At 45.2% G+C, this 24,030-nt stretch carries 18 protein-coding genes; 14 read left to right on the top strand and 4 right to left on the bottom strand.

What is annotated here, in order from left to right:
• Positions 1 to 12 precede the first annotated feature (12 nt).
• On the top strand, positions 13 to 891 hold the full coding sequence (locus FBF61_RS24560) for an NAD(P)-dependent oxidoreductase (protein ID WP_138482312.1): 879 nt from the start codon (positions 13 to 15) through the stop codon (positions 889 to 891).
• Positions 892 to 952: 61 nt separating this feature from the next.
• Here FBF61_RS24560 and FBF61_RS24555 read toward each other — a convergent pair whose 3' ends face one another.
• The gene (locus FBF61_RS24555; protein ID WP_138482310.1) at positions 953 to 1,237 is read right to left on the bottom strand and encodes a hypothetical protein; all 285 of its coding nucleotides are present in this window, start codon (positions 1,235 to 1,237) and stop codon (positions 953 to 955) included.
• A gap of 96 nt (positions 1,238 to 1,333) precedes the next feature.
• Here FBF61_RS24555 and FBF61_RS24550 point away from each other — a divergent pair, with 96 nt between their 5' ends.
• Positions 1,334 to 3,271 carry an SGNH/GDSL hydrolase family protein gene (locus FBF61_RS24550; protein WP_138482308.1) on the top strand — a complete coding sequence of 646 codons (1,938 nt, stop codon included), beginning with the start codon at positions 1,334 to 1,336 and terminating at the stop codon, positions 3,269 to 3,271.
• Positions 3,272 to 3,412: 141 nt separating this feature from the next.
• Positions 3,413 to 3,712, top strand: a complete 300-nt coding sequence (locus tag FBF61_RS24545) for a hypothetical protein (protein ID WP_138482306.1) — start codon at positions 3,413 to 3,415, stop codon at positions 3,710 to 3,712.
• A 1-nt stretch (position 3,713) separates the two neighbouring features.
• Here the strand turns inward: FBF61_RS24545 and FBF61_RS24540 are convergent, their stop codons facing one another.
• A complete protein-coding gene (locus FBF61_RS24540; protein ID WP_138482304.1) occupies positions 3,714 to 4,625 on the bottom strand; it encodes a DUF1338 domain-containing protein in 912 nt (303 codons plus the stop codon).
• 282 nt (positions 4,626 to 4,907) lie between these two features.
• On the opposite strand from FBF61_RS24540, the gene FBF61_RS24535 reads away from it, so the two are divergent.
• From FBF61_RS24535 to FBF61_RS24525, 3 genes are all read left to right on the top strand, one after another.
• Complete coding sequence (locus tag FBF61_RS24535) at positions 4,908 to 7,229, top strand: PSD1 and planctomycete cytochrome C domain-containing protein (protein WP_138482302.1); 2,322 nt, start codon at positions 4,908 to 4,910, stop codon at positions 7,227 to 7,229.
• Between the two features lie 132 nt (positions 7,230 to 7,361).
• Entirely contained in the window at positions 7,362 to 8,819 is a 1,458-nt protein-coding gene (locus FBF61_RS24530) for a DUF1501 domain-containing protein (RefSeq protein ID WP_138482300.1), read from the top strand.
• Positions 8,819 to 11,002, top strand: a complete 2,184-nt coding sequence (locus FBF61_RS24525) for an FN3 associated domain-containing protein (protein WP_138482298.1) — start codon at positions 8,819 to 8,821, stop codon at positions 11,000 to 11,002. Before FBF61_RS24530 ends, FBF61_RS24525 begins: the two co-directional genes overlap by 1 nt.
• Before the next feature lie 126 nt (positions 11,003 to 11,128).
• Here the strand turns inward: FBF61_RS24525 and proC are convergent, their stop codons facing one another.
• Positions 11,129 to 11,932, bottom strand: a complete 804-nt coding sequence (gene proC, locus FBF61_RS24520) for a pyrroline-5-carboxylate reductase (protein WP_138482296.1) — start codon at positions 11,930 to 11,932, stop codon at positions 11,129 to 11,131.
• Between the two features lie 312 nt (positions 11,933 to 12,244).
• Between proC and FBF61_RS24515 the strand changes: the two genes are divergently transcribed.
• From FBF61_RS24515 to FBF61_RS24485, 7 genes are all read left to right on the top strand, one after another.
• Complete coding sequence (locus tag FBF61_RS24515) at positions 12,245 to 15,664, top strand: transglutaminase family protein (protein ID WP_138482294.1); 3,420 nt, start codon at positions 12,245 to 12,247, stop codon at positions 15,662 to 15,664.
• 82 nt (positions 15,665 to 15,746) lie between these two features.
• Complete coding sequence (locus tag FBF61_RS24510) at positions 15,747 to 18,299, top strand: circularly permuted type 2 ATP-grasp protein (protein ID WP_138482292.1); 2,553 nt, start codon at positions 15,747 to 15,749, stop codon at positions 18,297 to 18,299.
• A complete protein-coding gene (locus tag FBF61_RS24505; protein WP_138482290.1) occupies positions 18,289 to 19,164 on the top strand; it encodes a transglutaminase family protein in 876 nt (291 codons plus the stop codon). The genes FBF61_RS24510 and FBF61_RS24505 overlap by 11 nt, the downstream gene beginning before the upstream one ends.
• 209 nt (positions 19,165 to 19,373) lie before the next feature.
• A complete protein-coding gene (locus tag FBF61_RS24500) occupies positions 19,374 to 20,354 on the top strand; it encodes a pyruvate dehydrogenase complex E1 component subunit beta (protein WP_138482288.1) in 981 nt (326 codons plus the stop codon).
• 181 nt (positions 20,355 to 20,535) lie between these two features.
• Positions 20,536 to 20,922: a TraR/DksA family transcriptional regulator gene (locus FBF61_RS24495; RefSeq protein WP_138482286.1), complete on the top strand. Its 387-nt coding sequence runs from the start codon at positions 20,536 to 20,538 to the stop codon at positions 20,920 to 20,922.
• Between the two features lie 135 nt (positions 20,923 to 21,057).
• Positions 21,058 to 21,318, top strand: a complete 261-nt coding sequence (locus FBF61_RS24490; protein ID WP_138482284.1) for a DUF6922 domain-containing protein — start codon at positions 21,058 to 21,060, stop codon at positions 21,316 to 21,318.
• Complete coding sequence (locus FBF61_RS24485; RefSeq protein ID WP_138482281.1) at positions 21,308 to 21,943, top strand: nucleotidyl transferase AbiEii/AbiGii toxin family protein; 636 nt, start codon at positions 21,308 to 21,310, stop codon at positions 21,941 to 21,943. Before FBF61_RS24490 ends, FBF61_RS24485 begins: the two co-directional genes overlap by 11 nt.
• Here the strand turns inward: FBF61_RS24485 and FBF61_RS24480 are convergent.
• Positions 21,940 to 23,163 carry a metallophosphoesterase family protein gene (locus FBF61_RS24480; RefSeq protein WP_138482279.1) on the bottom strand — a complete coding sequence of 408 codons (1,224 nt, stop codon included), beginning with the start codon at positions 23,161 to 23,163 and terminating at the stop codon, positions 21,940 to 21,942. The genes FBF61_RS24485 and FBF61_RS24480 overlap by 4 nt on opposite strands.
• Positions 23,164 to 23,208: 45 nt before the next feature.
• Here FBF61_RS24480 and FBF61_RS24475 point away from each other — a divergent pair, with 45 nt between their 5' ends.
• Positions 23,209 to 24,024, top strand: coding sequence for a polysaccharide deacetylase family protein (locus tag FBF61_RS24475; protein ID WP_229215200.1), 816 nt, complete (start codon positions 23,209 to 23,211; stop codon positions 24,022 to 24,024).
• Positions 24,025 to 24,030 lie beyond the last annotated feature (6 nt).

Genomic DNA, 24,030 nt, shown 5'->3' with positions numbered 1-24,030 from the left:
AAACTTTAAATTATGTCTGAAAAGATAGCATTTCTTGGCCTTGGAAATCTGGGTGCGCCTATTGCCGAAAGTCTGATCGGCTCGGGATTTGATGTGACGGTTTGGAACAGAACTTTTTCCAAAGCGCAACCCCTGGCAGAGCTTGGCGCTAAGATTGTAGAAAATGCGATCGACGCCATCACGCCCGGCGCTCTTGTTTTTTCTGTCCTGGCCGACGACGCTGTTCTGAAGGAAGTTTTCAGTCCGGAACTCGTAAAGAAAATCGGGAAAAATGGCGTTCATATCTCCATGAGTACCATATCTCCTGACACGTCCAGACAATTGAGCAAAATCCATGACGAATATGAAGCAATATATGTTGCGGCCCCGATCTTTGCCAGGCCAGAGGCTGTCCGCGCAGGTATCGGTAATATCTGTTTTTCAGGCAATGCGGACGCAAAAGAGCGTATCAAGCCTGTTTTACAAACTTTTGTAAAAGGTATTTTTGATTTCGGGGATGATCCGGGAGCTGCGAATGTGATCAAACTGGCAGGGAATTTTATGATCGCGGCCAGTCTTGAAATGATGTCCGAAGCTTTTACAATGGCTGAAAAAAACGGTATTTCCCGGCAAAGCATTTACGAAATGCTCACTCAGACCTTGTTCGCCGCGCCGATTTTTCAGAACTACGGCAGGATAGTCGCACAGCATGGTTACGACACAGTAGCTTTTGGGTTGCCGCTTGGATTGAAGGACGTTAACCTCACGTTGCAGACCGCCTCAAAAGTGAATGTACCAATGCCTATGGCTGACCTGGTGCGAAACCGCCTAATTTCCGCTATCGGAAAAGGCCGCTCGCATCTGGATTGGAGTGCTTTGGCACTCGGTGCTTCCGATGATGCCGGACTGTGATATAAAAAAGTAACGCTGCCCACAAGGACAGCGTTACGCTCATTCAGATTCAAAAAAGCAATTACTCTCTGATCTCCATTAACATCTCATCAGTAATTTTGTTTTTCTCTTTAAAGTCCGCTACAGTTTCCGTAAAGGAAGTCTGAAGATCTTCTACATGCTGAAGATTTTTATACACGCCGTCGTAAATTTCGTTTAATGACTTGTCAAGATTCTGGACATTAACATTCATATTTTCTGTTTCGATCTGTCCGATTTTCTTGATAACCGCAGTCTCACTATTTTTCAAATCTTCGATTTCACGGAGAATCTTCTCCATGGTTTTAAACTTTTCAATCTTATCCATAATCTCTCTTTTGAAGTTTGATATATAAGTATAAAATATCATACCAAAGTGGGTAATTCTGGCGGTAAATATGAGGTCGTTATTTCTTTGTGCATTATGAAAAGAAAATACTACACATGGTTTTGGTGCGTAATATTGTTGTTTACCACTTTCGGAATCTCAGCGCAAACATCCGAAAAAACCATTTCCTGGAAGGGATTTGATAAGGTAGAATTTACTTTTGAAAATAGGGGCGCATGGTACGTTAAGCCTCAGAAAGCTCTTCCCGGAAATCCCTGGGTGTGGCGGGCCCACTTCCCTACCTGGCATACCGAAATGGACAGTATTTTGCTTTCCAGGGGTTTTCATGTCGCTTATGTCAACACCAATGATATGTTCGGGAACCCCAAAGCCATGCAGGTTTGGGATCGGTTTTATGACTACCTCGTGAAAGAAAAACAGTTTGCGCCAAAGGTAGCACTGGAAGGCGTGAGCCGGGGAGGATTGTATGTATATGGTTGGGCAAAAAGAAACCCCGACAAAGTAAGCTGTATCTACGCGGAAGCCCCGGTTTGCGACCCAAAAAGCTGGCCGGGCGGAAAAGGTAACGGGCCTGGTTCGAAAGACGACTGGGCCTCCTGGCTGAAACTCTACAATCTGACGGAAGAACAGGCCAAAGATTTTAAAGATATTCCACTCAATGACCTGGCCGGGCTGGCTGCATTCAAAGTTCCGATCCTGCATGTGATCGGATTGGCGGATAAGGTAGTGCCTGTTGCCGAAAATAGCGATATCCTGATAAAAAATTACACGCAGTTAGGCGGACCGGTGAGTGTTTATCCCATGACACGTAGGGAGCAGAAATTGGAGGGGCATCATTTCCCGATCGAACATCCCGAGTTTTTTGCCAATTTCATTTATCAACACAGTGTTCCGGTTGTAAAGCCGCTTTCGCATCAACCTTACATCGAAGTAAATCGCGGTTTGGGGAATGCTTATGAGAAATTCCGGACGACTAAAAAGGGAACTGTTGCATTTCTGGGTGGGTCGATCACGCATAACCCGGGCTGGCGCAACAAAACCTCCCAGTATCTGACGGAACATTTTCCTGATACCGAATTCACGTTCATCGCCGCCGGAATTCCTTCCCTGGGAAGCACACCACATGCCTATCGCTTTCAGCGGGATGTAATTGGTAAAGGGGTACCCGATTTACTTTTTGTAGAAGCGGCGGTGAATGACCGTGGAAATGGTTTTAGCGAGAAGGCTCAGATCAGGGCACTGGAAGGTATTCTCCGTCAGATGTACGCCAAAAATCCAAAAGCAGACGTGGTCATGATGGCTTTTTCTGAGCCGGTAAAAAACAATGATTACGAGGCAGGAAAAGAACCGGTTGAAGTTGCGGTGCATCAGAAATTGGCAAAATACTATGGAGCCTCCTATATTAATCTCGCACGGGAAGTATATGACCGGATCCGTGCCGGGGAATTTTCCTGGCAGTATGATTTTAAAGATCTGCATCCGTCTCCCTATGGTCAGGAGGTTTATTTCCAGACGATCAAAGAGTTGCTGAAATTGGATTTCCCCTCTGTTCAGGAAGTAAAGCTGCCCGCTTTGCTTGACAAATTCTCCTATGAAAAAGGGAATTATCACCCGATTGAGGAAGCGAAAAACCTGAAAGGTTTTACATTGGTGCAAAGCTGGACACCCAAAGATAAAGTGTCGACCAGAGATGGTTTCGTCAATGTCCCGATGCTGGTAGGAGAGGAAGCAAATGCGGCGCTGGAATTTGATTTTAAGGGGAAAGCAGTTGGAATTGCAATTATTTCCGGTCCGGATGCCGGGAAAATTTCCTACTCTATTGACGGTAAAAAAACACAGACACTGGATCTGTTTACAAACTGGAGCACGCAGCTGCATTTACCCTGGTACCTGATGCTGAATGATGAACTTTCACCCGGAAAGCACAAATTACGCCTGAATATTACTTCCGATAAAAATGAAAAGAGTGCAGGTAATGCCTGCCGGATCGTGTATTTTCTTGTGAATGAATGATGCAGGGCATTTGTTAGTTAGTTGATAAATGATTAGTTTGATCCAGGCCTGGGTGGAACTACATAGAGATGATTTGTTAACAAACTATCAGGAATCTCAAAAAGATAACGGACAGCTACGAAAGATAAAACCCTTGCAGTAATGAACCCGAGAGTGAAGCAAATATTGTCAATTGACCCTTTTACCGTCAAAGCTCTATGGAGTGATGATAAGGTGAGGGTGACTGATTTTGGCAGCTTTCTTTCAGAATACTTTCAGAAAAAGAAAAGTCTGTACTACAAGATATTGCAAGAGAATACTTTCAAACAGGCAAAGGCAGACGGGCGAACTATTTATTGGGAGGACATCGCAGAAATGATCGATTACAACGGCAAAAAGATTTCCGCTCCCCTCAATTTTTGCCCCGATGTACTTTTTGAGCAATCTGTTCTGGTTGACTAGGTCACCGCGACGTTTGCGTCGTATAAGTACTTTCAAAAATTTTATCTGCATTGGCAGCCTCGAAACCGTCGCGGCGATGCTTTCTTTCAATTTCAGCAGGAGGCAGGTTTTTGAATTCAGGTAAGACTTTCCGTTCCGCGAATTCTACATAAGACCCTGATATCCTGAATTTTTCTCCATCCGCAAATTCAGCATCCAACATTTCCGCAACAGTAGCACTCTGCAGCAAGCCTCCGTCCGGGCTGACCTTTATTTTCCCCCCGGCGGTATTAAGTTTGATGCCGTTTTTCTCTAAGAATTCATTGAATTGAGAAACAGTCTGATATCCCTCGGGCAGATTATGTACGCTGATTGTAAAGTGATTGAGATAATATCTGTTGTAAATTACCCAGGCGGCGTATTCGCTTTCTTTCAAAAGTGTCTGATAATCAGCTACCGTCGGTGTACGCCATAGTGGTTTGTGCAGGAAAGCATCTACAGCCAGGCCATTGTCCAGGTCAAGACTATCGACCGGATCGCTTGTGACTTCGTCGGTATAACTCCTTATGATACGCTGGCTTTCCTCTGACAGATCCCCCACCCGGAGCTCGCTGACAAATATTCTCGGATCACTTTCGCGGGGTGGGCTGTACCACCAGGCATCCAGTTTTTTCCCTTCAAAAAAATAGTGATCTCGCTTTTTATAACCATAATGGATAAAAATCTTTTCAAAAGACTTGATCCCCAGGTTAGGTACACCCATTGTTCGAAAAGCAATGTGGTCATTTTCAATGCGTTCGATATTTTCAATAATGCCATCTGAAACCATTGCATTGATGATTTTACTCACATCGGGAACCCTTTCTTTATAGCGGCTCATCAATCCGTTCAAGACGATGTCCAATGTTTTTAGATTATCTGATGATTCACTCATAATCAGTTATTTAATTCAGGAAATGTGTGGTATTATGTAAATTTGCCTAGGCAAACAGCTAGCCAGCGATATTCGCCACGAAGGCTGGGATAGATCTGAATTTAACTATTAAACGATAGAAACGCAACTAAGATCTCTTTGCAATCCATAGACTTGGCGACCATTCAGTACACACGGGCAATCTTTAAATTATTTAAAAAATACTAGCTAATAAATAATTTAATTGAGTAATTTGTTTATAATTATATTGAGAAATTTTTACAATCACAAGGTAATTTCATCATGAAAAATAGACTTTTCTTTTCAGCAGGAGGATTAATCGCCATCGGCATTATGGTGCTGTCCTGCTTTCAAAAGAACGGTACACTAAAGAGCAAATCTTCCACCGAAGCGATCAGCTATAATTTTAATGTAAGACCGATATTATCGGACAAGTGTTTTGCTTGCCATGGTCCTGATTCTAAGAAGAGAGAGGCGGGATTGCGGCTGGACATGGCTGAAAGTGCTTATGCCAAACTGAAAGATGGAAAAGGTGTAGCCATTTTTCCGGGTAATCCCGAGAAATCCGAGCTTTATAAAAGGATTACTTCTGTGGATCCGGAGTATCAGATGCCGACACCGGAATCTCATTTGGGGCTTTTAAATGAGACGGAGGTCGAGACGATCAAAAAGTGGATTGAGCAAGGCGGGAAGTATGAGAAGCACTGGGCCTTTATTGCGCCTGTGAAATCAGCCTTGCCGGAGATAGATAAGGAAGATTGGCCAAAGAATGAAATCGACTATTTTGTGCTGGATAAAATGGAGGCTAATAACCTGGCCCCTAATGAAGAAGCCGATAAAAGCCATTTGTTGAAAAGGGTATCTCTTGACCTGACTGGTTTACCGCCGTCTATCGAATTGCAGAATAAATTTGAAGCTGACAAAAGCGAAAAAGCTTATGAAAATGCAGTCGATGAGTTGCTAAGCCAGAAAGCTTACGGTGAGAAAATGGCCGTCTATTGGCTGGATGTGGCCCGGTATGCCGACTCCTACGGGTACCAGGACGATGAGTTCAGGACGCAGTGGCCGTGGCGCGACTGGCTGATCAATTCTTTTAATAAAAACTTACCCTACGATAAATTCCTGACCTGGCAGATTGCCGGGGATATGCTGCCGAACGCGACCAAGGAACAGGTACTCGCGACGGCATTTTTCCGTAATCACAAGTATACCGAGGAAGGCGGGGTTATTCCTGAAGAATACCGCATCGAGTACAACATTGATAAAACAAAGACTTATGGAATGGGCGTTCTGGGGCTGTCGGTAGAATGCGCGCAGTGCCACGACCATAAGTATGACCCTGTTTCCCAGGAGGATTACTACCGGCTTTTTGCTTTCTTCAATAACTCGAAAGAGGTCGGATATGAGGGCGATGTTTCCCAGTCGAAACCCGCCAAAAATCCGATCATGAGCATTACCGACGAGGAGGCGAAAACTTTGCTGAAGTTTATCAACAGGCCGGACACAAGTCGGTTGATTGTCTCGGTACTTGGAGATCTGGACACCTTGCGGCCGACACATATCCTGAACCGTGGCGTTTATGATGCACCCGGGAAAGTGGTTACCGCTTCGGCGCTTCCGGCGGTGATGAAGTTTGATACAACGAAAATCCCTCAAAACAGACTTGGACTCGCCACTTGGACCACGAATAGAAGTAATCCGCTTACTGCCAGGGTTTTTGTGAATCAGGTATGGCAGGAATTCTTTGGCCGGGGAATTGTAAAAAGTACAGGTGATTTTGGTATGCAGGGAGACCTCCCTACCAACCCCGCACTTCTCGACTGGCTCGCGGTCGATTTCATGGATCATGGCTGGAATATAAAAAGGCTTGTTAAACAGATAGTAACATCTTCGACATATCGGCAGTCGGCCAGGATCACAGATGAAAAGTTAAAAGCAGACCCTGATAATGTGTATTTGTCAAGAGGGCCCAGATATCGTTTACCTGCAGAATTTGTGCGTGATATGGTATTGTCGAGCAGTGGATTGCTGGTACCGAAAATTGGCGGGCCAAGTGTAAAGCCATATCAACCCAAAGGGCTTTGGGAAGCAGCTACCTCCGGCCGCGGACAGCTTGCAAAATACCGTCAGGACGATGGGCAGGCTTTGTATCGCCGCGGGATGTACACCTTCATCAAACTCACGGTTCCGCCGCCCTCTATGATCATATTTGATGCCAGTAACCGCGACCATTGCGAAGTAAAGCGTTCAAAAACAAATACCCCTTTGCAGGCTTTGGTGATGCTGAATGACCCTACGGTTTTGGAAGCTTCGCGGGTTTTGGCCGAGCGCATTACGTTGAAACAGGGTACGGTAGAAGATAAAATCAAAGAATCTTTTCAAAGGATTGTATGCCGGAAGCCTACCGAAAAAGAAATCAAACTGCTGGTTGAATACTATAACGATCAGGCAGGCATGTTCACAAAAAATAGGTTGCAGGCGCACAAAGTACTCAATGTTGGCGAGCATCCACACGAGGAAAAATTGCCGGAAGATCAGGCGGCTGCGCTGATGCGGGTGATCAATACTTTGTACAATATGGAAGAAACAATCACAAAGTCTTAGAGGCTATCGGCTGTCAGCTATTGGTTTTCGGCTTTATTTCAAATTTGTTTTGTGACTTTATAATAGAGTCGACGTATACAAGAAGATCTTTTTATCAAACAATATAAATGGCTTATAGCTAAAAGCTGTAAAATGGAAAAACAGGTTTTTGATTTTGGAATAAACACGACCCGTCGGCATTTTCTTTCCAAGCTGAGCCTTGGGGTAGGCAGTGCCGCGCTCGGTTCATTGTTGATCCCTGATCTGTTCAGAGGGAATGGCGAACCCAATATGGACGATATCGTCGCAGGACTGCCGCATTTTGCTCCGAAAGCAAAAAGGGTCATTTATCTTTTTCAAAACGGTGCCCCGTCTCAGCTGGATTTGTTTGATTACAAACCTATGCTGAATAAAATGCATGGAGAGGATTTGCCCGAATCTATCCGTGGCGGCCAGCGGTTGACGGGTATGACGGCCAATCAGGCCAAGTTTCCGCTGGCGGGGTCGGTATTTAAATTTGCCCAGCACGGAAAATCGGGTGCCTGGATGAGCGAGTTGCTGCCACACATGTCGAGCATCGTCGATGATCTTTGCATTATCAGATCACTTAATACTGAAGCTATCAACCATGATCCGGCACTCACTTTTTTCCAGACTGGCGCTCAGGTTGGAAACCGGCCAAGTATGGGCTCCTGGCTGAGCTACGGACTTGGCAGTGAAAATCAGAATTTACCGGGTTTTTGTGTGCTGCTTTCCCGTGGTAAGGGAAATGGACAGGGCGTTTATTCCAAATTATGGACAAACGGATTTCTGGACTCGGTACACCAGGGCGTGCAATTCAGCAGCGGGGAAAATCCTGTTCTTTATCTGAACGATCCGGATGGTATGGACAGGGCCCAACGCAGAAAAATGCTGGATAAGCTGTCGGAACTGAACCAGGGTACATTTAGTGAATTCGGGGATCCTGAAATTACTGCGAAAGTTCAACAGTATGAAATGGCTTTCAGGATGCAGACTGCGGTACCGGAAATCACCGATATGAGCAAAGAACCTGAGTCTATCGTGAAATTATACGGCCCCGAATGTCTTGTGCCCGGTACTTATGCAGCCAATTGTCTTTTAGCGAGGAAGTTATCCGAGCAGGGTGTGCGTTTTGTACAATTGTATCACCAGGGCTGGGATAGTCACGGTGGTCTTCCCAATGAGATCAAAGGACAATGTATGGATGTGGACCAATCCTCTGCTGCATTAATTACGGATTTGAAGCAAAGAGGGCTATTGGATGAGACACTGGTGATATGGGGCGGGGAATTCGGGCGTACCAATTACTGCCAGGGTACGTTGACCAAAGATAATTACGGTCGTGACCACCACCCGCGGGCCTTTACAGTATGGATGGCGGGAGGCGGTGTTAAACCCGGTATTGTATATGGGGAGACGGATGAATTTGGATATAATATTGTAAAAGATCCGGTTCATGTACACGACTTTCACGCAACTATCCTTAATCAACTGGGCCTCGATCATGAGAAATTAGTTTTTAAACATCAGGGCCGTCGTTACCGTCTGACAGATGTAGCCGGAAAGCTGGTAAAAGGTCTTATCGCTTAATGAATTCAAAATCAAAACCCTCGCATCAGTATTTCGCAGATTGGAAAGGCATCATTTACAATCTGGCTTTCTTTTTAAATGGATTGCTCGTATTTCTGCTTGTCTTTGAAGAGCGACTTTCCATTCCTTTCTGGATGCAGTCCATAGGGCGTATGCATCCGCTGGTTCTTCATTTTCCTTTGGTTGTTTTGCTGCTCTACTCGATCTGGACCCTGCTCGTCGGGAAACCGGAATCGACGCGATGGAATTCGGACTTGGCCGACACCTTACTGCTGATCGGCACATTTACAGCAGTGATAGCCGCATTTTCGGGTTTTGTGCTTTCTAAAGAAGAAGGTTATGAAGCAGATACCTTGTTTTGGCATAAATGGCTTGGGATCGTTATTTCAGTCGCGAGCATTGTCTGGTACAGCACCGGGAAATATCTGCCGCCATGGAAAATTCTTTCCAAAATAATCGCAGTTTCGTTTATTCTGCTCCTGTTGATCGGGGGACATTTGGGCGGAAACCTCACTCACGGAGAGGATTTTTTAACCGCTCCGCTTGAATTGTCTTCGGAGCCTGAAAATAAAATTTCTTTCGAGGAAGCCAAAGTATATGCAGACCTGGTTCAACCTGTATTGAAGCAAAAATGCTACGCTTGCCATAACGCAGAAAAGTCAAAGGGCGACCTGCAGATGCAGACGAAGGAATTGTTGACAAAAGGAGGTAAAAACGGTGCGCTCTGGGATACGACCAGAGCAGATCTCGGGCTACTGCTTGCCAGAGTACATTTGCCTCTGGACGATAAAAAGCATATGCCCCCAAGAGGAAAAGCCCAGCTGACGGACGAGGAAATTGTGTTACTGGCTGAATGGGTAAAGGGCGGTTCGAGTTTTGAGCAGATGGTGAGTGCGATTTCACCTCAAAATCCGGTTTATAATTATGCACAAAATATCCTGGGAGGCAGCCGAACCGAGGAGAGTTATGATTTCAGCGCAGCAGATCCTGGTAAGGTAAAAGAATTAAATACAACCTATCGGCTTATCAAACCTTACTCTGCCGAATCGCCGGCATTGTTCGTCAATTTTTACAACAGGGCTGCTTTCAAAAGCTCCGATATCAGTGACCTTGCTCCGTTGAAAGATCAGATCGTGGCAATGGATTTGAGTAAAATGCCGGTAAAAGATGAAGATTTAAAAACGATTGCACAATTTCCCGAGCTACGAAAACTGCTTCTCACATTTACTGATATCCAGGGCAGGTCATTAAGTGAATTGAAGAAACTGACCAAACTCCGTGAATTGTCATTGAGCGGGACGGCCATCAAGCTTGCCCAGGTTAAAGAACTTGAAAGTATCCCTTCTCTTAAAAAGGTCTTTATATGGAGTACCGATATCCAGCAGGAAGAATTGGCGCAATTGAAAAAGAGCAGGAAAATTGATTTTGAAACTGGTTTTCGGAGTGATACAGTTGTGCTGGCTCTCAATCCACCGATCATTGAAAACGAGGAGCAGATCATTTCCGGCAATACGCCCATCAAAATGAAGCATCAGATTCCGGGGACGGTCATTAGGTATACCATTGATGGCACTGAACCCGATAGCATTAACGCCCCTGTCTATGACAAACCCATTCTTATCAGTAAAAACACCGATCTGAAAGCAAAAGCCTTTAAAAAGGGATGGTACGGCAGTAAACAGGTGGATAAGACATTTTTAAAATCGACCTACCGGGCCGACAGTGTAAGGCTTATCACAGAGCCGGATGCGAAGTATAAAGCCAAAGGAGGAAAGTCCCTGGCCGATGGTGTGAAAAGCAGCGCCGAGCCTGGAAGCGGTAGCTGGCTGGGTTACCGGGAAACCGATTTTCAATCGTATTTATTGTTTAAAAAACCTGTCAAAGCTAGTAGCGTCACGCTAAGTATGTTGCGTAATGTTGGAGGGTTTATCTTCCCGCCGGTACGTATTGAAGTTTGGGGTGGAAGCGACGAAAAATCGCTGAAATTGCTGAAAACGATTACCCCGCAAATGCCTGACAAAACGACTTCCAATGTTGACGACCTGGTTTTTGAAGCTGATTTTGCTCCTCAGGAGATCAGTTGCATTAAAGTTATCGCCAGGCCCTTAGCAAAGCTTCCAGCGTGGCATCCCGGAAAGGGCCAGAAAGCGTGGGTTTTTGTAGACGAGGTTTTGGTTAATTAGTAGCGCGATGTTAGCACGAAGCTGCGCTTCGTGCTTTCTATTCCAAGGCCTCCGGCCGGCTCAGTGAATTACGAACACCGGCCGGAGGCCTTGGAATATTGGGTACGAAGCGGAGCTTCGCACCAGCTAGCCTTTTGAAAGTTCTGTTGACCTTACCTGTGCAGCGATAATACCTTGCTTTAACGTTTCATCCAGATGCCCGGCTTCAAATTGCCGTAGCGCTGCTTCGGTAGTTCCGCCTTTTGACGCAACAGCCTTAATCAATTCATCCAGGGATTTATCTGCTGTATTGATCAGATGAAAAGAGCCAAGCATGGTTTGCTTCACCAATAATGCAGCCACTGATTCCTCGAAACCCATTTGTTTTCCGGCCTCGATCATCGCTTTTACAACATAGAAAAAATAAGCCGGGCCGCTGCCGCTGAGTGCCGTCACAGCATTGAGCTGCTCCTCGTCTTCCAGGAACACCGAGCGGCCGGTAGCATTGAGAAGGTTCTCAATTTTACGCAGCTGGTTGATATCAACTTCCGGGGACGCAGAATAAGCAGTGATCCCCATTCCCAGCATTGCTGGTGTATTGGGCATCGCCCGGATGACAGCTTTATGGTTCAACGCATTTTGTATGATCTGGATCGTGACGCCTGCCATAATTGACAATACCACCTGGTTAGGCTGAACGACTTCTTTTAAAGCTTCTGATACCGAGATAAAATCCTGCGGTTTAACAGAGAGGATAATCAGGTCATACTCGCCAATCTGAGGCCCGATTACACCGGTAATTACCCCCGGTTGGAAGTTGTTGAGGCTGTCCATGCGGTCGGCACTTTTTTCAACCATCAAAAAATCTTCTTTTTTAACCAGGTCAAATTTCAGGAACGCCCGGGCGAAGGCCATGCCCATATTGCCGCAGCCTATGATTGCAATTTTCATTTGAGTTAATATAATGGTAATTCAGGATTTAGGCGAAGTACGTAACTTTTGAACAAAATTATTAATTCCCGGATTGTAAATAGTGGGATTTCTTTCGGAATGAATTGGGAATAGAGCACGTTTGGAATAATATCCTGTTACTTTCGTAAAATAGTAATCCGGATGAAACCGAAAAGTGTGAAAAGGAAATAATATTTTGCATAATGCAAGTATTATAAGGATATATTTTGAAAAATAAGTATAATACATTTCTTTCGAAGCAGGTATTTTCCTGACTGCCAAATCATTTAATATTATTGTAATACTCCAACTATGGCTATAAAAGTTGCTATTTCGCATAAAACAAAATACAAGTTTGACAGGAGTGTTTCACTTTCACCGCATATTTTCAGGCTTCGTCCGGCACCGCATTCGAGAACGGCGATAGAGGGGTACTCATTAAAAATATCTCCCGAAAATCATTTTATCAATTGGCAGCAAGATCCCTTTGGCAATTATCAGGCCCGTGTTGTTTTTCCTGAAAAAACCACGGAACTCAGTCTGGAAGTGGAAGTGATTGCCAAAATGCAGGTTATCAACCCGTTTGATTTTTTTGTTGAGGAATATGCAGAAATGTATCCTTTTCAATATGACCCTTCGCTGAAAAAGGAGCTGGGGCCATACCTGGAACCACGTGAAAATGGGCCGCAGCTGATGCAATGGATTGCAAATGCCGCCGTAAACCGGGATATTAAAACGGTCGATTTCCTGGTTCATCTTAACCAGCAGCTTTACAATGCCATTCACTATAATATCCGCATGGAAGTCGGCGTGCAGACCTGCGAAGAGACTTTAACCATCAAAAGTGGCTCATGCCGTGATTCGGCCTGGCTGTTTGTACAAATCTTGAGGCATTTGGGTATCGCCTCGCGCTTTGTGTCGGGATATCTCGTTCAGCTTACTTCCGATATCAAATCCCTGGACGGACCTTCCGGGCCTGAGGAGGATTTTACGGATCTTCACGCCTGGACTGAGGCCTATGTTCCGGGTGCGGGCTGGATCGGCCTGGATCCTACTTCCGGGCTCTTTGCCAGTGAGGGTCACATCCCGCTTTGCTGTACACCCGACTACGCCAGCGCAGCTCCGGTGTCGGGTGCGACGGACGTTTGTGAAGTTACGTTTGAATTTGACAATAAGGTCTTCCGCATACATGAAGATCCCCGGGTCACCAAACCTTATAGTGAGGAACAATGGGCTGCCGTGATGCAGGTAGGTGAGGATGTAGAGAAAGACTTGCAGGAAGGCGACGTCCGGTTGACAATGGGCGGCGAGCCTACTTTCATTTCAATTGACGATTTTGAATCCCCTGAGTGGAATACGGCCGCTGACGGTCCGCTGAAAAGACAGCTGGCTTATGATCTTTCACTGAGATTGAAAAAGCGTTTTGCTCACGGCGGACTGCTGCATTTCGGCCAGGGCAAATGGTATCCCGGCGAACCTTTTCCGAGGTGGCAATATGCTCTGTACTGGAGAAACGATGGTGTGCCGATGTGGCGCAACGATGAGCTGGTCACGAAAGAAGGTCAAACCAAATATACTTTCAGGGAAGCAGAGACTTTTGCAACGGAACTTACAAAGTTTCTTGGCATAGACATTAACAACATTACTCCTGCTTACGAGGACCCGATTTACTGGGCAATGGAGGAGGGTAAGCTGCCTGTTAATATCGACCCGTTAAAAGTAGATTTAAAAGATTCTATCGAAAGACGGACGTTGGCGAAGCTTTTGGAAAAAGGTTTAAATAATCCCGCAGGCTTTGTTTTACCAATAAAATGGAATGAAAAAGGGAAACACTGGTCAAGTACGGCCTGGCAGTTCCGGCGCGAGCATTGTTTCCTGATCCCTGGAAATTCAGCGATCGGATTTCGGTTGCCGCTGAAATCACTTCCCGAATTGGCAAAAGAACATCGTGAGCAGCCTGTGGAACGCAGCCCCTTCGAAGATTTGCCGGTTTTGGCTGATTACAAGCCGCTTGTAGAATCTCGTTACGGATCGGTTGCCCCGGCTTATGTGCCTCCGGTTAATGTTTTGCCAGAAGAGGAGGATGGAGGAAAGGGAGGAAAGGAGGAAGAGGGTAAATTATTATTTGAGGTTCCTATTATTAAAACTGCGCTTTGCGTGGAAGAAAGAGACGGGATCATTTATGTTTATCTGCCTCCTACCGATTATCTGGAGCATTATCTGGATCTGATGGCTTCGATTGAAGCTACGGCTGAAAAATTGCAGATGCCCGTGCGGATTGAAGGCTATGCTGCACCTTCCGACAGCCGCGTGCAGAAGCTTATTGTTACGCCCGATCCGGGTGTGATAGAAGTGAATATACATCCTGCGAAAACCTGGCAGGAGCTAGTGGATAACATCAGCGCATTGTATGAAGAGGCTTTCTTTTCAAGATTAGGTACTGATAAATTTATGGTCGATGGCCGGCATACGGGAACCGGAGGTGGAAACCACGTGACAATCGGAGGCGCGAAACCAGCCGACAGCCCTATACTCCGTAGACCCGATTTACTCAGAAGCCTGCTTACCTACTGGCAGCATCACCCTGCATTGAGTTACCTTTTTGCGGGACCGTTTATCGGCCCTACCAGCCAGGCGCCGCGTATTGATGAAGGCCGCGATGAGCGGCTTTATGAAGTCGAAATTGCTTTTGATCAAATACCGGACGATAAGGAAGTGCCTTTCTGGATGGTGGACAGGATTTTCAGGAATTTGCTGGTGGATATCACCGGCAATACGCACCGTTCAGAATTCTGTATGGATAAATTGTACTCGCCGGATTCCGCAACGGGCCAGCTGGGTATACTTGAATTCAGGGCATTTGACATGCCGCCGCACAAACACATGAACCTGGTCCAGACTTTGCTGGTCCGGGCTTTGATCGCCAAATTTTGGAAAAATCCATATAAACATAAATTGATACGCTGGGGAACAGAGCTGCACGATCGCTTCCTGTTGCCGCATTTTGCCTACCTCGATATGGTGGACGTGGTCAATGATCTCAAAGAGGCAGGATATAATTTCGATATTTCCTGGTTTGATCCATTCTTCGAGTTCCGTTTTCCACATTATGGCGGGATCAAGGTTGACAATATCCAGCTGGACTTGCGTCTGGGTATAGAACCCTGGCATGTTTTGGGAGAGGAATTGTCCAATTCCGGTACCGCCCGTTTTGTCGATTCTTCGCTGGAAAGACTGCAGGTGAAAATCAGCGGTTTTGTGGAAGGAAGGCATATTCTGGTATGCAATGGCTGTCGGGTACCGCTTCGGAGTTCGGGTATCAAAAGTGAATATGTGGCCGGAATACGTTACAAAGCATGGAACCCGCCATCTGCTTTGCACCCGACGATCGGGGCTGACGCGCCGCTGGTTTTTGATATTGTGGATACATGGAATAACCGTATATTGGGCGGTTGTACTTATTTTGTTTCACACCCCGGCGGGCGCAGTTTTGACACTTATCCCGTAAACAGTTTTGAGGCAGAATCCAGAAAAATCAGTTTGTTCCAGGGTTTCGGGCATACACCTTCCGCAAAACAGGAAGTCCCTATATTGGAGAAAAATACAGGAGGCGTCTCCAGGTTTGTCGCGGAGACCAAAAAGGAAATGAAAAGCGATACACCGATAGAGCTGATCAACCCGGAATATCCTAATACGCTGGATTTGAGAAAATTCTGGAAAACGAGATCGTAATCTTGCCGGCAGTTACGTCGCGGGTGCAACGCAATATGGTATGCCAAACACCCTTTTCTAACTGAATAATTTCAATTGAACTATGCTTACCGAGGCATCCGTGAATCTTTTACAGTCGTATCAAAGCGGACTTAGCTCTTATGATGAAGTTCTGGATCTGAACGGTAAAATAAAGCCATACTGGCAGGCACTCTTCTCCACGCTGGAGAAGCTGGGGCTTGACGAACTGAAAAACAGGAACCAGGAGATTATCAGTAAGCTGCGTGAGAATGGTGTGACCTACAATGTATATGGCACACCTGACGGCCTGAACCGTCCGTGGCAATTGGATCCTATTCCTTTTTTGATCGAACAAAAAGAATGGGCACTGATTACAAAAGGCCTACAGCAAAGGGCTATATTGCTTGACCTCATACTGAAAGACCTTTACGGCCCGAGGAATCTGGTAAAAGATGGAATTATCCCGGCCGAACTTGTCTTCGAAAATACCGGCTTTTTAAGGTCATGTATTGATATAAAACTACCTTCCGCGAATCAGCTGACGCTTTTTGCTGCGGACATGGCGCGGGGGCCCGACGGTCAGATGTGGATTGTCGACAACCGGACGCAGGCACCTTCCGGCTCTGGCTACACGCTGGAAAACAGGATCGTGATGAGCAAGCTCCTGCCCGAACTTGCAGATGGGATGTATGTCAGCAAACTTTCACCTTATTTCAATTGTCTCCAGAACACCGTTTCGAGGTTATCGGATAAAAGTAAAGACGCACCAAATATTGTCTATCTCACTCCCGGCCCAAACAACGAAGCGTATTTTGAGCACGCGTACCTGGCATCTTATCTTGGCTACACCCTGGCTCAGGGTGACGATCTCCTGGTGCGGAACGGATGTGTGTGGCTTAAATCGATAGACGGACTTCAGAAGGTGGATGTTATTATCCGCCGGATCGATGACGACTGGTGTGACCCGCTCGAACTCCGCGAGGATTCGCAGCTGGGTGTGCCGGGATTGCTTCAGGCTATCAGGATGGGAAATGTGCAGGTGCTGAATCCGCCGGGAACCAGTGTGGTTGAAAATCACGCGTTTCTGGCATTTATGGATAATATCAGCCTATATTTTCTGGGAGAAAAACTTGTGATGCCTTCCGTTGCTACCTGGTGGTGCGGACACAAAAAAGAACTGGGTTATGTGTGTGACCACCTGGATGAGCTGATCATTAAAAAAGCCAACAGAAAATCAAAGTTCAGGTCGATTTACGGCAGGCTGCTTTCTTATTCGGAGCGTGAAGAGCTGAAAAAAATGATCTCCCAGCGCCCGCACGAATATATCGCCCAGCAGGAAGTAAGCCTTTCTACCACGCCGTCATTGATCAACGGGAATATTGAACCCCGTTATGCAGCGTTGAGAGCATTTATGGTAGCCGATGAAAACGGTTATCATGTGATGCAAGGCGGCTTGACAAGGAGCTCCCCAGTGAAAGACCGGTTCGTTATTTCCAACCAATATGGGGGGCTTTCAAAGGATACCTGGATCGTTTCAGATAAAACCGAAGAAATTCAGGAGAAAATTGTGCTGAATGTTCCGGCCTCTGTAAACAAACACATATCGCTTCCCAGCCGGAGCGCGGAAAATTTGTATTGGGTGGGCCGTTATTGCGAAAGAACGATGGCGGTGATCAAATTCATGAACATTACGATCAATGTACTGAACCTGGACAGAAACTTTGGTGGATCGGCCAAGCAGGAGCATATCAAAGTTTTGCTGCAGGCCCTTACGCATCTTTCAGCTACTTACCCCGGTTTTACCGAAGAAGATACGCTCTCAAATCCTTACACGGAAATTATTGATCTGGTGTCCAATACGACCAGACCAGGGAGCATTGCATCGAACATAGGATCGTTTCTGAATTCCGTCGGCGCAGTACGTAACCAGTGGGACCTTGAAATCTGGCGGATCGTCGATCTGATCGATAATGGATTTCATGAGATCCGAAATGCGTCGTCGATGAACAGCAACAATATCCAGAAAACGCTGGACGGATTGTTCAACAACATGTTCACGTTTTTGGGTGTGATAGCCGAAAGTATGCCAAGGGATAACAGCTTTTTGTTGTTCGAAACAGGCAAACTTATCGAGCGCATCTTGTCCCGCACCAGCGTGATCCAATCAAACTTTGGCGTAAAAAATGAGCAGAATGTTGAGAATGAATTAATAGAAGCTACTTTAATTAATCATCATTCTCTCGTGAATTATCGTCAGATATATAAATCTCAGCTTAGCGTGGAAACGATGCTGGACATGGTTTTACTTGAAAAGTCACTGCCTTACTCGCTGGTTTATATGCTCGATGAATTGAAAAGGAACCTTGGTAAATTGCCGGTAACGACAAGAGGGGAGCGTTTGAATGAGGCCCAAAAATTTGTGCTGAAAGCTTCCACCTTGGTCAAGCTCGCGAATATATCGGCCCTCAGCAAATCGGATGAAGATTCGGAAAGGAAGGAATTGTTCGATTTGTTATCGGAAGTTTCCAGGCTGATTTCCTCTGTTTCCACCAATCTGACCAACATGTATTTCAGCCACACCATGATGCAGCATTCGTTTTTTGAACCCGTTGACTACGATAAGGATGAAATATAGGCTGACACATAAAACTGAATACCAATATACTGTGCCGGTAAACAACTACCACAGTTTGTTGTGCCTCACGCCGCGCACGTTGCCGAATCAGATATGTCATTCATTTTCCATCAATGTAACGCCAGAGCCTGCGCAGATTGTGGAACGGACTGATTTTTATGGAAATAAAAACCATTATTTCTCAATTCATACACCGCATAAGAACCTCACTGTGCTTACGTCCAGTATTGTGGAATGCCTGAGCGAGGCCATGGGGCCGCCGTTGATCTCTGCCGACGGAACTTGCGGGGCTGCCCGCCAGCGGTTTGTTACAGACAGGTCGCTTAAGATTTCATTGATGGAATATATCACGCCCAGCCCGCTTGTGAAATGGGACCAGGAAATTCTGGATTTCGCGGCTGACTGTTTTCGGGATGATGTTTCACTTTACGAATGTGTCCGGAATTTGTGCCGGAAAATTTACACGGAATTCGATTTCGTTTCTGATTTCACAACGGTTAATACGCCAATAAAGGAGGTACTTGCCTCCAAAAAAGGTGTTTGTCAGGATTTTTCCCACTTAGCCATTGCTTGCATACGTAGTTTCGGTTTTGCCGCCAGATATGTAAGTGGCTATCTGGAAACGCTTCCGCCGCCCGGAAAACAGAAATTACAGGGATCGGATGCGTCGCATGCCTGGATATCGGTTTTTATTCCTGATTATGGCTGGTGCGACTTCGACCCTACCAATAATGTCGTACCCGGAGAAAGGCATATCATCACGGCATGGGGCCGCGATTACAGCGATGTCCCGCCATTAAAAGGGATAATATTCAGTTATGGAAAACACGAGCTTTCTGTGGAAGTAGATGTGATTCCGGTTTAACCCGTATTTGCTGTAATTTTTGGCTTCTTTTTAACAGAATGGTTCTCTGAAAGAATTTGAGAATTGACCTTGTTTCTCTAATTTTACCAGATCATTTTGAAATAAGTATACAAAACGTCTTTTTATGTAACCACCAGGTGTAAATCAAATTCAGAAAATCGGATTTTGCTGTGGTTCCTTCTAAGAATTAAATAATTATAAAATCACGAATGAAAGAATTAGCATTCAGAGATGCCATTCGCGACGCTATGTCGGAAGAGATGCGCCTTGACAAAAGTATATTTCTTATGGGCGAGGAAGTTGCGGAATACAACGGCGCCTACAAAGCCAGTCAGGGAATGTTGGACGAATTTGGTCCCGACCGCGTCATCGACACGCCTATTGCTGAGCTTGGATTTGCAGGTATTGCAGTTGGAGCAGCAGGAAATGGTCTTCGTCCGATCGTCGAGTTTATGACCTTCAACTTTTCGCTGGTAGCTATCGACCAGATCATTAATAGTGCGGCCAAGATTCTTTCCATGTCTGCCGGGCAGTATGGTTGCCCGATTGTGTTCCGTGGACCTACTGGTAATGCGGGGCAGCTTGGAGCGCAGCATTCTCAGAACTTTGAAAACTGGTTTGCGAATACGCCGGGTTTGAAAGTGGTTGTGCCTTCCAATCCTTATGATGCGAAAGGTTTGCTGAAGTCTTCGATCCGTGACAATAACCCGGTTATCTTTATGGAATCGGAAGTGATGTACGGAGATAAAATGCAGGTGCCCGAAGAGGAGTATCTGATTCCGCTGGGCAAGGCTGATGTAAAACGCGCAGGTAAGGATGTAACCATTGTTTCTTTCGGAAAAATGATTCCCCGCGTGGTGATGCCCGCGGTACTCCAGTTGGAAAAAGAAGGAATTGATGTGGAGGTTGTAGACTTACGCACAGTTCGTCCTATTGATTATCCTGCTGTTATTGAGTCCGTTAAAAAGACAAACCGTTGCGTAGTAGTAGAAGAAGCCTGGCCTTTGGCATCCATTTCAACAGAAATTACATACCATATCCAGCGTCACGCATTCGATTATATGGATGCGCCGGTGATCAGGGTCACCAATCGCGACGTGCCTCTTCCATACGCTCCAACGCTGATTGAAGAAATTTTGCCAAGCGTAAAAAGAGTGGTCGAAGCTGTAAAGTCGGTTCTTTACAAATGATCACCAGAAAGAAATAATACGAAGCCATTTCCCTTGTCGGGTAATGGCTTTTTATTTGGCAGCCTGCTTTCCGGTAAGAAAGGGTCTTATCTTTTATATAATGTTCCAAATAAGCAGAAATACTACTATTTTTGTATTTTAAAGCCTCCCCTTAATAGAGATTCACGAAAAATCAATTAAGATTATGCAAGAAGAACGGACCAGGTATTCAGAAGAAGAACTAAAAGAATTTGAAGAACTCATTCGTGGAAAACTGGAAGCAACAATGAGTGAACTTAATTATATCAAAGGAGGTCTGAGTAAGAAGAACGATAGTGGCACTGATATAACGGCTGGTTCGGCTAAGCTTGTGGAAGACGGAGCAGATGCAAGCGAACGTGAAAATTTGAGCCAATTGGCTGCCAGGCTACAGAAATATTCCATACAGTTGGAAAATGCATTGGTACGCATTAAAAACGGAACGTACGGAATTTGCATTGACACCGGCAAGCTCATCCCGAAAGAAAGATTGAGGATTGTACCACATACACAGCAAACCATTGAAGCGAAACTGAGACGCGCAAGCTGATCGGAAAGCTATTCGAGTATTAAGCGACAAACAATCTGAGGATTGTTTGTCGCTTTTGTTTTATCCTCAGTCTCTTTTCAATTGCGTGTAATAAGGATTAATGTAAATTTACAACACACATCAATAGCTGATTGTATGAAAAAACCTGACAGACCAAATATCCCAGCCCGACTGCTCTGGGAATTTGACTATGATCATTTCAATTTCAGGAAATCATATAGAATTGTAATTGAACGGGTGTTGGAGCGAGGCGACCTTAATAATTGGCGGGAAATGATCCAATATTATTCAAAAGAACAGATTTTAGAAACCATCGATTGGTCCTCGCAGCTAGAAGAAAGAGACAAGCATTTTTCAAGGCTATTCATCAATTCAGATTTTGTAAATGCTGAATAAAGATCCATTTATAATTGACCCGCACACTTTTGAGCTTATTCAGCAACTTCAGGCAACCCCTGGACTTAGCGACTTTTACCTTGTTGGAGGAACCTCACTTGCTCTGCAGATTGGGCATCGTAATTCTATTGATATCGATCTTTTTACTACGAAGGAGTTTGTAACGGATGAGATAATTGAATTTTTACAACCCCGCTTCCATGTGGAGGTCTCATCCAAAAGAAATATAAACAGTCTTTTCACTTTTATCAATGACGTCAAGACCAATTTTGTACGTCATGATTATCCTTTGATAAAACCTGCAAGAACAGAAGAAGGAATTACATTTTTATCAGCCCAGGATATTTCGGCGATGAAGCTAAATGCCATTGTCAACTCGGGTAAACGCTTGAAGGATTTCGTAGATGTATATTTTCTTCTAGAGCATTTCAGTCTCAATCAAATCATTTCGTTTTTTGAAACGAAATATCCCCATATGAATGCTGTAATCGCGTTAAAATCGCTTTCGTACTTTGATGACATAGACCCCGAACTGGATCCTCCAAAAATGAAAATAAAACTGACATCCAGCCAGATTCGAAAAAGGATTGAATTGGCGATATTGAATCGTAATACAATTTTTTAAGATTCCTCTTCCGTCCCCAGCACTTCCCTGAAGACCTCCATAAGCCCTTCCGAAGGCTGCTGACCTTTGTTTTTGGTTTTAAAATACTCCAGAAACAGTTTTTCGATACTGAGAGATAAATCTATTTCTGCGCTAGTTTCTGCCAGCTCGCTTTTTTTGATTTGCGGAATGATCTGTATGATCCCGGAATGTGCTTCGGTCAACCGTTTTTTGTCAGCTGCTTCCAGGTAGTTATCGGATACAATCGTTAGCTCGATCAGGTCGTCGGAATGTTCATGCAGCCAGGCAATTGCGTCGTCAATATTATCGAAATTTTTACGCCTCAGCTTTTTGCCTCTTAACAGTTCAATCGGTCGGTAACTGATCAGCTTCCCGGCCTCTGCTTCGATCAAAACTACATATTTGGACTGATTGGCCTCTGAAAAACTATAAGCAAGCGGACTGCTGGAATAGATGACCGGCGCAGGATTTTTATCAATAACCTGATATCTGTGCAGGTGTCCCAACGCGACGTAATGTACTTGTTTTGGGAAGTTTTCAGTAAAGATAGCCTGTGCGCCTCCTATGTGAAGAATAGGGCGCTCATCGTCTGGTTCTTCGGGCATAGGTCCGCCTTTTTGCATTACAAAAAGATGCGTGGCCAGTAAATTGAAACCTTCGTTATCCAGATACAGGTCGGCCAGTTCCTGCCAGTGATTTTGTAAATTAATCCGCAATGCTTCTTCGGAATCTTCAATACCGAGGAAAGTTTTAAGGCGTTGTTCATTGGCATAAGGTGTATGTAAAATCCGCAACGGAACGTCCGAATTGGGCAGACTCAGTTCTATAAAACCTTTGGCAGAGCGTATGATTTCTACTTTTCCCTGTGTACAGAACGGGCTTATTTCAGTATTAGGAAAGCCTACAAAAATAATCCCGCAAACTTTTGCCAGCGCATCAGGAACCTGAATCCGTTCGGGAGAATCGTGATTGCCTGCGATGGCCACTACGGCCCTGCTTCCATTTGCGGAAAGGCGGTGCAAAGTGCTGTATAACAATTCCGTAGCTTCTGAAGAAGGATTGAAATTGTCGAAAAGATCGCCCGCCACTATCACCGCGTCAACCTTTTCCTGTTCTGCAATTACACAGATTTCGTCCAGCACGAGCCGCTGTTCTTCCAGGCGGGAGTAGTTATCAAGCCTTTTACCAATATGCCAGTCGGCCGTGTGGAGAATTTTCATTTTGTGTGATTAATTTAGCGAAAATAACATTTCATCCGGGAAGTATTGAAATATTCAGCGAACAGGCCTGTATTCATTTTTGTATCAAAACTAACTTTCTTCTTTCTATTTCTGGGGTGCGGACAGGAGACGGTTAACCACGAAAAAAGCGGCGTAGCCATTTCTTTTGACGACCGTTTTATTAATGAATGGTATGCGTTGCGACCCTTGTTCCAAAAATATAATGCGAAAGTTACCTTCTTCGTCACATGCAGCGATAGCCTTTCTGCGGAGGAGATCTCTAAATTAAAACAGCTTGAAAGAGATGGGCATGAAATTGGTTTTCACGGGACTATTCACGGCAAATCTACCGAACTGATCAAGGCATTGGGGCCGGAAAAGTACGCTGCCACAGAAATCTATCCGGGTAAAGACGCAATGAAAAAGGCCGGTTTTTATCCAAAATCCTATGCGCATCCCGGTGGTAATCACAATGACCAGGTCGACTCAGTGCTGTTTGCGAACGGGTTCGAAATCCTGCGGGATGTAGCGATTTCCAGACGTAAAATTTATGGAATACCCGTTTATACGATTGCGCCCAGAGTGATGGATTGGATATTTTACGGGTTTAAAAAAGAAAAACTTGTAGATGCTCTGCTGATCGATACCGACTCGGGTATTACAGAGCGAGAAATCAATGATGCAATTGAAAAGGCAAAAAATACGGGCTCGGCATTGATGCTATTTGGCCATGAACCTTTGTACGGTTCTCCGAATAATGGCGAGTATGGATTCAAGGTGGCGTTTCTTGAGAAAATATTGAAAGAAGCGAACCGGAAAAATCTGAAATTCTATACCATGTCCGAACTTCCTGAAAACTAGGGAGCT

Origin of the sequence: Dyadobacter bucti, assembly GCF_005869225.1 — a bacterium.
GTDB classification, from domain to species: Bacteria; Bacteroidota; Bacteroidia; order Cytophagales; family Spirosomataceae; genus Dyadobacter; species Dyadobacter bucti.
The sequence above is the reverse complement of the archived record's forward strand: the minus strand, read 5'-3'. Positions and strand labels throughout refer to the sequence as shown.

Coding starts and splice junctions, on each gene's coding strand:
- FBF61_RS24560 (WP_138482312.1), top strand. CDS start 13: ATGTCTGAAAAGATAGCATTTCTTGGCCTTGGAAATCTGGGTGCGCCT.
- FBF61_RS24555 (WP_138482310.1), bottom strand. CDS start 1,237: ATGGATAAGATTGAAAAGTTTAAAACCATGGAGAAGATTCTCCGTGAA.
- FBF61_RS24550 (WP_138482308.1), top strand. CDS start 1,334: ATGAAAAGAAAATACTACACATGGTTTTGGTGCGTAATATTGTTGTTT.
- FBF61_RS24545 (WP_138482306.1), top strand. CDS start 3,413: ATGAACCCGAGAGTGAAGCAAATATTGTCAATTGACCCTTTTACCGTC.
- FBF61_RS24540 (WP_138482304.1), bottom strand. CDS start 4,625: ATGAGTGAATCATCAGATAATCTAAAAACATTGGACATCGTCTTGAAC.
- FBF61_RS24535 (WP_138482302.1), top strand. CDS start 4,908: ATGAAAAATAGACTTTTCTTTTCAGCAGGAGGATTAATCGCCATCGGC.
- FBF61_RS24530 (WP_138482300.1), top strand. CDS start 7,362: ATGGAAAAACAGGTTTTTGATTTTGGAATAAACACGACCCGTCGGCAT.
- FBF61_RS24525 (WP_138482298.1), top strand. CDS start 8,819: ATGAATTCAAAATCAAAACCCTCGCATCAGTATTTCGCAGATTGGAAA.
- proC (WP_138482296.1), bottom strand. CDS start 11,932: ATGAAAATTGCAATCATAGGCTGCGGCAATATGGGCATGGCCTTCGCC.
- FBF61_RS24515 (WP_138482294.1), top strand. CDS start 12,245: ATGGCTATAAAAGTTGCTATTTCGCATAAAACAAAATACAAGTTTGAC.
- FBF61_RS24510 (WP_138482292.1), top strand. CDS start 15,747: ATGCTTACCGAGGCATCCGTGAATCTTTTACAGTCGTATCAAAGCGGA.
- FBF61_RS24505 (WP_138482290.1), top strand. CDS start 18,289: ATGAAATATAGGCTGACACATAAAACTGAATACCAATATACTGTGCCG.
- FBF61_RS24500 (WP_138482288.1), top strand. CDS start 19,374: ATGAAAGAATTAGCATTCAGAGATGCCATTCGCGACGCTATGTCGGAA.
- FBF61_RS24490 (WP_138482284.1), top strand. CDS start 21,058: ATGAAAAAACCTGACAGACCAAATATCCCAGCCCGACTGCTCTGGGAA.
- FBF61_RS24485 (WP_138482281.1), top strand. CDS start 21,308: ATGCTGAATAAAGATCCATTTATAATTGACCCGCACACTTTTGAGCTT.
- FBF61_RS24480 (WP_138482279.1), bottom strand. CDS start 23,163: ATGAAAATTCTCCACACGGCCGACTGGCATATTGGTAAAAGGCTTGAT.